Source organism: Terriglobales bacterium (genome assembly GCA_035457425.1).
Classification (GTDB): Bacteria; Acidobacteriota; Terriglobia; order Terriglobales; family Acidobacteriaceae; genus JACPNR01.
On sequence record DATIBR010000108.1, the window covers coordinates 1 to 7,047 of the forward strand.

The window sequence follows — 7,047 nt, forward strand, 5'->3', positions numbered from 1 at the left end:
AACGAGGCCGCGCGCATCCTGAAGGTAAGCTGGCGGCGGGCGCTCGACATCCCGGATGCGCGCGTCGAGAACACCTGGGAGAACCGGCTGAAGGTCGCGCGCGTCCTGCGGGAGACGCGGCCGCGGGTGGTCATCCTGCCCTACTGGAAAGGGCGGCATCCCGACCACTACACCTGCTCGACGCTGGGATACGAGGCGTGTTTCGTGTCAGGGCTGAGGAAGCTCGAGCTCGAGGGCGAGCCGCACCGGCCGTTCAAGATCGTCTACGCCACGCTCTACTACGACATCCGGCCGACGTTCGTGGTCGACATCAGCGCGCAGTTCGAAAAGCGGCTGGAGTCTATCTACGCCTACAAGTCGCAGTTCACCGACCAGGAAGCCGGGCGGGAGGACTTCCCTGCGCAGGCGGAGATCCGCGACGAGGTCGCCGGCATGGCGCGCTACTACGGACGGCTGGTTGGAGTGAAGTACGGCGAGCCGTTCGTGCAGAAGGAAGTCGGGCTGGTCGAAGACCTGACGAGCATTCCTGTGAAGTCCATCTAGCGCCGGCGAGTCGCCGGCGCCTACCTTCTCGGCTAGTCGTGAGCCTTCATGGCGACGGCGACGCCGTCGCGCAGCGGGATGATGGTGGTGAACATCTCCTTGGACCCGTAGAGCAGGCGATTGAACTCCACGATGGCGCGGGAGGGGTCGTCTGGCGGGTCGACGACGCGACCGCTCCAGAGCACGTTGTCGGTGACGAAGAGCCCGCCCGGGCGGACACGCGGCACGGCGAGCTTGAAGACGCGCGGGTAATCTTCTTTGTCCACGTCGTTGAAGATGATGTCGTAGCTGGCCGGGCGCTGCTCGCTCAGCACCTCGAGCGCGTCGCCGATGCGGATATCGACGCGATCGAGCACGCCGGCGCGCTGGAAGTATCCGCGCGCCTCGTCGGCGTTCTTCCGATCGCTGTCGGTATAGACGACGCGGCCGCCTTCGCCCACGGCGCGCGCCCACCAGATGGTGGAGTAGCCGATGGCGGAGCCCGCCTCGAACACCGTACGCGCGTTGACCATGCGCGCGAGCTGGTAGAGCAGGCGTCCGACCGCGGGTCCAACGATGGGGATGCTGCGTTGCCTGGCTTGCGCCTCCATCTCCGCGAGCACCGGGTCGCGCTCGGGCAGGACGGAATAAAGATAGGAGTCGACGCGTTCGTTGGTGATCTCGTTCACGACTTATCCGACCGTCACCCCGGGGCTCATCTCCAAGACTTCCACGCCCATCCCCTCGGCCATCTTGCGCAGCTCGTCCGGCTTGCCCCTGAGCAGCGGGAAGGTGCCGAAATGCATGGGGATGACGGTCTGGGGGCGCAGCAGCTTGCAGGCGTAGCTGGCCTCGCGCGGCGACATGGTGAAGTGGTCGCCGATGGGAAGCATGACGATCTCCGGCCGGTACAGCTCGTGGATGATGTGCATGTCACCGAAGACGTTGGTGTCGCCTGCGTGGTAGATCTTCACGCCGTTCTCGAACTGGATGACGTAGCCGCAGGGCTCGCCACCGTAGATGATGGAGCCGTCGTCTTCCTGGATGCCGCAGGAGTGGTCGGCGTGGACCATGGTGACCTGGATGTCGCCGACCATCTGCGTGCCGCCCTTGTTCATGGGCGCGATCTGCTTGGCGCCCTTCTTCTGCATCCAGGCGCACAGCTCGTAGACGCCGACGACGATGGGGTTGTACTTCTTCGCGAGGGCGACTGCGTCGCCGATGTGGTCAAAGTGTCCGTGCGTGAGCAGCAGGTAGTCCACCGCGGGATGGTCCTTGTGCTCGTCCGGGGTCATGGGATTGTCTTTCAGCCACGGGTCGATGAGGAAGACCTTGCCGGTGGGGGTCTCGACGCGGAAGCAGGCGTGGCCGAGCCAGGTGAGCTTGATGCCTTGCAGGTCCATCAGTTGCCCGCATCCTTCCAGCCGCGCCAACCGCCGGCGAGGGAGATAGGGTTGTTGAAGCCCATCTTCTTGAGCGACTGCGCGGCGAGGGCGGAGCGGCTGCCGCCGCCACAGTAGAGGACGATCTTGGCGTTCTTGTCGGTGGTGATCTGGTCGACGTTGACCTCAAGCATGCCGCGGGGCATGGGCTGCGCTCCGGGGATCATGCCGCGGGCGTGCTCGTCGGGCTCGCGAACGTCGATGAGCACGAACTTCTCGCCCGCGTGCTGCATGCGCTTGAGTTCGTCGACGTCGATCTCCTTGATCTCCTTCTTGGCTTCATCGACCAGCATCTTGAATTCGGGAAGCGGCATAGGGGCGGGACCTCCAGCAGGAAACCCTGCATTCTAGTCGCAGCGCGGCGCCTCTGTCATGGTGCGGCGTTGATTGCCGCTTCCCATCGCGGGTGCTAGGATTCAAGGTTTCCTAGAGACTGCGGCTCGATCCTGTACGACCATTATCGGCTCTCAACCTGCGGAGGAACTATGGCGATCAAGGTAGGCATCAACGGCTTCGGGCGCATCGGGCGCAACATCCTGCGGACGGCGATCGACAACAGCGAGCTGGAGTTCGTCGCCGTCAACGACCTCACCGACCCGAAGACGCTGGCGCACCTGCTGAAGTACGACTCGGTGCTCGGCAACCTGAAGCACGACGTGAAGGCGGAAGCGGACTCGATCTCCATCGATGGCAAGAAGGTCCGCGTGTTCAGCGAGAAGGACCCCGCGGCCATCAAGTGGGAAGACGTGGGCGCGCAAGTCGTGGTCGAGTCGACCGGGCGCTTCACCAAGGCGGCCGACGCCAAGAAGCACCTGCGCGGTCCGGTGAAGAAGGTCATCATCTCGGCGCCCGCCACCGACGAAGACATCACCATCGTGCTGGGCGTGAACGAAGGCATGTATGACCCGGCGAAGCACCACATCCTGTCCAACGCGTCGTGCACGACGAACTGCCTGGCGCCGATCACCAAGGTCGTGAACGACAGCTTCAAGATCAAGAGCGGCACGATGACGACGATCCACTCCTACACCAACGACCAGGTCATCCTCGACTTCCCTCACAAAGACCTGCGGCGGGCGCGCGCGGCGGCGCTCTCGATGATCCCGACCTCGACGGGCGCGGCGAAGGCGATCTACCTGGTCATCCCGGAGATGAAGGGGAAGCTCGACGGCTTCGCGATGCGGGTGCCGACGCCGAACGTCTCGGTGGTGGACCTGGTGGCGTTCGTCGAGAAACCCACGACAGTCGAAGAAGTGAACGCGGCGCTGAAGAAGGCGAGCGAGTCCGGCCCGATGAAGGGCATCCTGGGTTACGAGACCGCGGAACTGGTGTCGATGGACTACCGCGGGGATTCTCGCTCCTCGATCGTGGACGCGCCGATGACGCGCGTGGTCGCGGGCAATTGCGTGAAGGTCATCTCCTGGTACGACAACGAGTGGGGCTACTCGTGCCGCGTGCGCGATCTCATCAAGTACATCGGGTCGAAGGGGTTCTAGCCGATGGGCGGCGCGGGAACAGTGACGCGAGGCGCGATGAACAAGCTGGGGATCAAGGACATCGACGTCAACGACAAGCGCGTGTTCCTGCGCGTGGACTTCAACGTGCCGCTCGACGACGGGCGCGTGACCGACGACACGCGCATCGTGGAGACGCTGCCGACGGTCGAGTACCTGCTGCGGCACGGCGCGCGGCTGATCCTGGCCTCGCACCTCGGGCGGCCCAAGGGCAAGCCCAACCCGAAGATGAGCCTGAAGACCGTGGCGGAGCGGCTGCGGATGCTGCTCGACCAGAAGATCGGCACGGGCGTGAACGTGGGGTTTGCGCCCGACTGCGTCGGGACCGAGGCCGAGGAGCTTGCGAGCAAGCTCGAGAAGGGACAGGCGCTGCTGCTCGAGAACCTGCGCTTCCATCCCGAAGAAGAAGCCAACGACGAGGCTTTCTCGAAGTCGCTGGCGAAGCTGTGCGAGCTGTACGTGAACGACGCATTCGGCGCCGCGCACCGCGCGCATGCTTCGACCGCGGGCATCACGAAGTTCGTTTCGAAGGCGGCCGCGGGCTTCCTGCTGCAAAAAGAGCTGGAATACCTGGGCCGGGCGCTGCACGACCCGGCGCGGCCGTTCGTCGCCATCCTGGGCGGCGCAAAGGTTTCCGACAAGATCGCGGTGATCCAGCACCTGATGACCAAGGTCAACACGCTGCTGATCGGCGGTGGCATGGCGTACACGTTCCTGAAGGCCAAGGGACAGCCCATCGGCAAGTCGCTGCTCGAGGCCGACAAGGTGGAACTGGCGAAGAAGCTGTTGGAGGACGCCGAGAAGCGCGGCGTGAAGCTGCTGCTGCCGGTGGACCACGTGGTGGCGCCGGCGGTGGAGGCGGGCGCCAAGCCCACGCAGATCGGCGTGGGACACAAGATCCCCGACGACCAGATCGGGCTCGACATCGGGCCGGAGACGGTGAAGCAGTTTGCCGCCGAGATCGCCGACGCCAACACCATCGTGTGGAACGGGCCGATGGGGGTGTTCGAGCTGGCGCCGTTCGCGCACGGCACGATGGCCATCGCGAAGGCGGTGGCGGAGAACCAGGACGCGACCTCGATCGTCGGCGGGGGCGACTCGGTAGCGGCGGTGCACGCGGCGGGCGTCGCGGACAAGATCTCGCACATCTCCACCGGCGGCGGCGCTTCGCTGGAGTTCCTGGAAGGCAAGAAGCTTCCCGGAGTGGAGGCGCTCACTGATAAGCGCTGACACCAAGACGGCGCAAAAGCTCACGCTGACGCTGCCGAACGGGCACGCCATCGAACTGAAGGTGGGCGACATCACGCACGAGCGCACCGACGCCATCGTGAACGCCGCAAACTCGCAGCTGGCTCCCGGGGCCGGCGTCTGCGGCGCTATTTTCGCGATCGCCGGGAACGACTTCAAAGAGGAGTGCCAGGAAGCGTTCGAGCGCCACGGCCACGTCGAGCCGGGGAGCGCGCGCGCGACGACGGCAGGCAAGCTGGGCGCGCGGCACGTGATCCATGCCGTCGGGCCGATGTGGCGCGGCGGCGCGCACGGCGAGAGCGATACGCTGGCGAGCGCTTACCGGAATTCTTTGGCCCTGGCCGATGAGGAATTGAAGTCGACGGTGCTCGCGACGCCGTCGCTGGCCACCGGCATCTACGGCTTCCCTGTGCAGAAGGCGGCGCCCATCGCGCTGCGTGAGGTGGCCGGGGCGCTGCTGCACAGCAAGAACCTGAAGACGGTCCGCTTCGTGCTGTTCGACGAGGCCACCTACCATGCGTACGAAGCCGCCGCGCGCGCGCTGGCGCACGAACACTCCTATCGCATCTCCTAGAGCCCATGCCACGCAAGAAACTGATCGCCGCCAACTGGAAGATGTACAAGACGCCCGAGCAGGCGCAGAGCTTCTTCCGCGACTTCCTGCCGCTGGTCGCCGGGCATACGCGCGACGAGATCGCGGTCTGCCCACCGTTCGTGGACCTGCCGGCAGCGGTCGCCGCGGCCAAGGAGTCGAACGTCGCCGTGGGGGCCCAGGATGTCTACTGGGAAAAGGAAGGCGCGTTCACAGGACAGATCTCCGCCGGGATGTTGACCGCCGTGGGTTGCACTCACGTCATCCTTGGACACTCCGAGCGGCGGCAGTTTTTTGGCGAAACCGACGACACGGTCAACCGGAAGCTGAAGGCAGCGCTGGCGGCCGGCCTGGTACCGATCGTGTGCGTGGGCGAGCTGTTGCAGGAGCGCGAGGCCGGGCTGACCGAGGAAGTCCTGCGCCGGCAAACGGTGAACGCCTTCCGTGGCCTCTCGGGCGTGGAAGCCGCGCCCATCACCGTGGCCTACGAGCCGGTGTGGGCCATCGGGACCGGCAAGACCGCGACGCCGCAGATGGCGGCCGACGCCCACCGGCTGATCCGCGCGGAGGCGGTCAAGGCATTCGGCGAAGGGGCGGCGCAGGCGATGCGCATCCTGTACGGCGGCAGCGTGAAGCCGGAGAATGCCACCGCCCTGATGTCGGAGGTCGAGATCGACGGGGCGCTGGTCGGCGGGGCGTCGCTCGACCCGAAGTCCTTCGCCGCGATCGTGAAGTACTAGGCCCGAGAGTCAGCGAAGGGCGTTTTGTTATAATCGAAGTGCCTCTCAGTAGTGTCCCCGTGCACAGTCAGGAGGTCGCAGCCAGGCTGCGGTCCGGCGTGCGCGTGGCCCCAAAAGGTGTGCGGAAGTGGTGGAACTGGCAGACACACCATCTTGAGGGGGTGGCGCCGAAAGGCGTGGGGGTTCAAATCCCCCCTTCCGCACCATAAGTTTCAGCTAGAGAAAGGTTCCCGGCGAGCCGGGCTTCGCATGGTTGGAGTCATCAGCGCGTTACACGTCATCGTTTGCATGTTCCTGATCGTCGTCGTGCTGCTGCAGCACGGGAAGAGCGCGGACATCGCGGCCACGTTCGGCGGCCAGGGGAGCCAAACGGCGTTCGGCCCGCGCGGCGCGGCGACCTTGCTCTCGAAGGCGACCACGTGGTCGGCCATCATCTTCATGGTGACCTCGATCTCGCTGGCCATCCTGGTGAAGCGCGGCGGCGGCTCGACCGGCTCGGTGATGGAGGGCGAGAAGGCCGCTCCGGCGCAGACGCAGCAGGCCCAGCCCACGCCGACTCCACAGCCGCAGCAGCAGCAGCAGCCGGCGGAGAAGCAGCCACCGAAGTAGCGGTGCACACTTCCCCAGCCTCCGGAGAGCCGGAGGCTTTTTCATTGCAGGAGTTAGGATAGCGAGATGATCCACGAGGTCTTTCCGGTCGGCCCGCTGCAGTGCAACTGCTCGGTCATCGGAGACGAGACGACGCGGGAGGCGATGGTGGTCGATCCCGGCGACGACATCGAGCGCGTGCTCGCCATCGTGCAGCGCCACGGCCTGAGCGTGAAGCAGATCGTGATCACGCACGGGCACATCGACCACATCGGCGGCGCGATGAAGCTGAAGGCCGCGACCGGCGCGCCGATCCTGATGAACGAGGGCGACCTCGAGCAGATCCCGATGCTGGAGATCCAGGCAGCTTGGATCGGAGTGGCGCCGCCACCGGCAACGAG

Annotated in this window: 10 protein-coding genes and 1 tRNA gene; 8 read left to right on the forward strand and 3 right to left on the reverse strand. The window is 65.6% G+C overall.

Annotated elements, in window-relative coordinates; all coding sequences use genetic code 11:
- Nucleotides 1-543, forward strand: a 543-nt coding sequence (locus tag VLA96_08195) for a PIG-L family deacetylase (GenBank protein HSE49170.1), incomplete at its 5' end; no start/stop codon positions are given.
- Nucleotides 544-575: 32 nt separating this feature from the next.
- Here VLA96_08195 and VLA96_08200 read toward each other — a convergent pair.
- Genes VLA96_08200 through VLA96_08210 form a run of 3 tightly spaced genes read right to left on the reverse strand, consistent with a single transcriptional unit; the run spans nucleotide 576 to nucleotide 2,278 of the window.
- The gene (locus VLA96_08200) at nucleotides 576-1,211 is read right to left on the reverse strand and encodes an O-methyltransferase (protein HSE49171.1); all 636 of its coding nucleotides are present in this window, start codon (nucleotides 1,209-1,211) and stop codon (nucleotides 576-578) included.
- 3 nt (nucleotides 1,212-1,214) lie between these two features.
- A complete protein-coding gene (locus tag VLA96_08205; protein HSE49172.1) occupies nucleotides 1,215-1,925 on the reverse strand; it encodes a metal-dependent hydrolase in 711 nt (236 codons plus the stop codon).
- On the reverse strand, nucleotides 1,925-2,278 hold the full coding sequence (locus tag VLA96_08210) for a rhodanese-like domain-containing protein (GenBank protein HSE49173.1): 354 nt from the start codon (nucleotides 2,276-2,278) through the stop codon (nucleotides 1,925-1,927). Before VLA96_08210 ends, VLA96_08205 begins: the two co-directional genes overlap by 1 nt.
- Before the next feature lie 171 nt (nucleotides 2,279-2,449).
- Here VLA96_08210 and gap point away from each other — a divergent pair, with 171 nt between their 5' ends.
- The 7 genes from gap to VLA96_08245 all read left to right on the forward strand — a co-directional run.
- Nucleotides 2,450-3,460 carry a type I glyceraldehyde-3-phosphate dehydrogenase gene (gene gap, locus VLA96_08215; GenBank protein HSE49174.1) on the forward strand — a complete coding sequence of 337 codons (1,011 nt, stop codon included), beginning with the start codon at nucleotides 2,450-2,452 and terminating at the stop codon, nucleotides 3,458-3,460.
- A 36-nt stretch (nucleotides 3,461-3,496) separates the two neighbouring features.
- Nucleotides 3,497-4,708: a phosphoglycerate kinase gene (locus VLA96_08220; GenBank protein ID HSE49175.1), complete on the forward strand. Its 1,212-nt coding sequence runs from the start codon at nucleotides 3,497-3,499 to the stop codon at nucleotides 4,706-4,708.
- Nucleotides 4,709-4,769: 61 nt separating this feature from the next.
- Nucleotides 4,770-5,300 carry a macro domain-containing protein gene (locus tag VLA96_08225; protein HSE49176.1) on the forward strand — a complete coding sequence of 177 codons (531 nt, stop codon included), beginning with the start codon at nucleotides 4,770-4,772 and terminating at the stop codon, nucleotides 5,298-5,300.
- A gap of 5 nt (nucleotides 5,301-5,305) precedes the next feature.
- On the forward strand, nucleotides 5,306-6,058 hold the full coding sequence (tpiA, locus tag VLA96_08230) for a triose-phosphate isomerase (GenBank protein HSE49177.1): 753 nt from the start codon (nucleotides 5,306-5,308) through the stop codon (nucleotides 6,056-6,058).
- Nucleotides 6,059-6,179: 121 nt separating this feature from the next.
- Nucleotides 6,180-6,264: transfer RNA gene (locus tag VLA96_08235), tRNA-Leu, on the forward strand.
- A gap of 43 nt (nucleotides 6,265-6,307) precedes the next feature.
- Nucleotides 6,308-6,667 (forward strand): preprotein translocase subunit SecG, encoded by a 360-nt coding sequence (secG, locus tag VLA96_08240; protein ID HSE49178.1) that lies wholly within the window; start codon nucleotides 6,308-6,310, stop codon nucleotides 6,665-6,667.
- A 66-nt stretch (nucleotides 6,668-6,733) separates the two neighbouring features.
- Nucleotides 6,734-7,047, forward strand: a 314-nt coding sequence (locus tag VLA96_08245; GenBank protein HSE49179.1) for an MBL fold metallo-hydrolase, incomplete at its 3' end; no start/stop codon positions are given.

Coding starts and splice junctions, on each gene's coding strand:
- secG (HSE49178.1), top strand. CDS start 6,308: ATGGTTGGAGTCATCAGCGCGTTACACGTCATCGTTTGCATGTTCCTG.
- VLA96_08205 (HSE49172.1), bottom strand. CDS start 1,925: ATGGACCTGCAAGGCATCAAGCTCACCTGGCTCGGCCACGCCTGCTTC.
- VLA96_08210 (HSE49173.1), bottom strand. CDS start 2,278: ATGCCGCTTCCCGAATTCAAGATGCTGGTCGATGAAGCCAAGAAGGAG.
- tpiA (HSE49177.1), top strand. CDS start 5,306: ATGCCACGCAAGAAACTGATCGCCGCCAACTGGAAGATGTACAAGACG.
- VLA96_08220 (HSE49175.1), top strand. CDS start 3,497: ATGAACAAGCTGGGGATCAAGGACATCGACGTCAACGACAAGCGCGTG.
- gap (HSE49174.1), top strand. CDS start 2,450: ATGGCGATCAAGGTAGGCATCAACGGCTTCGGGCGCATCGGGCGCAAC.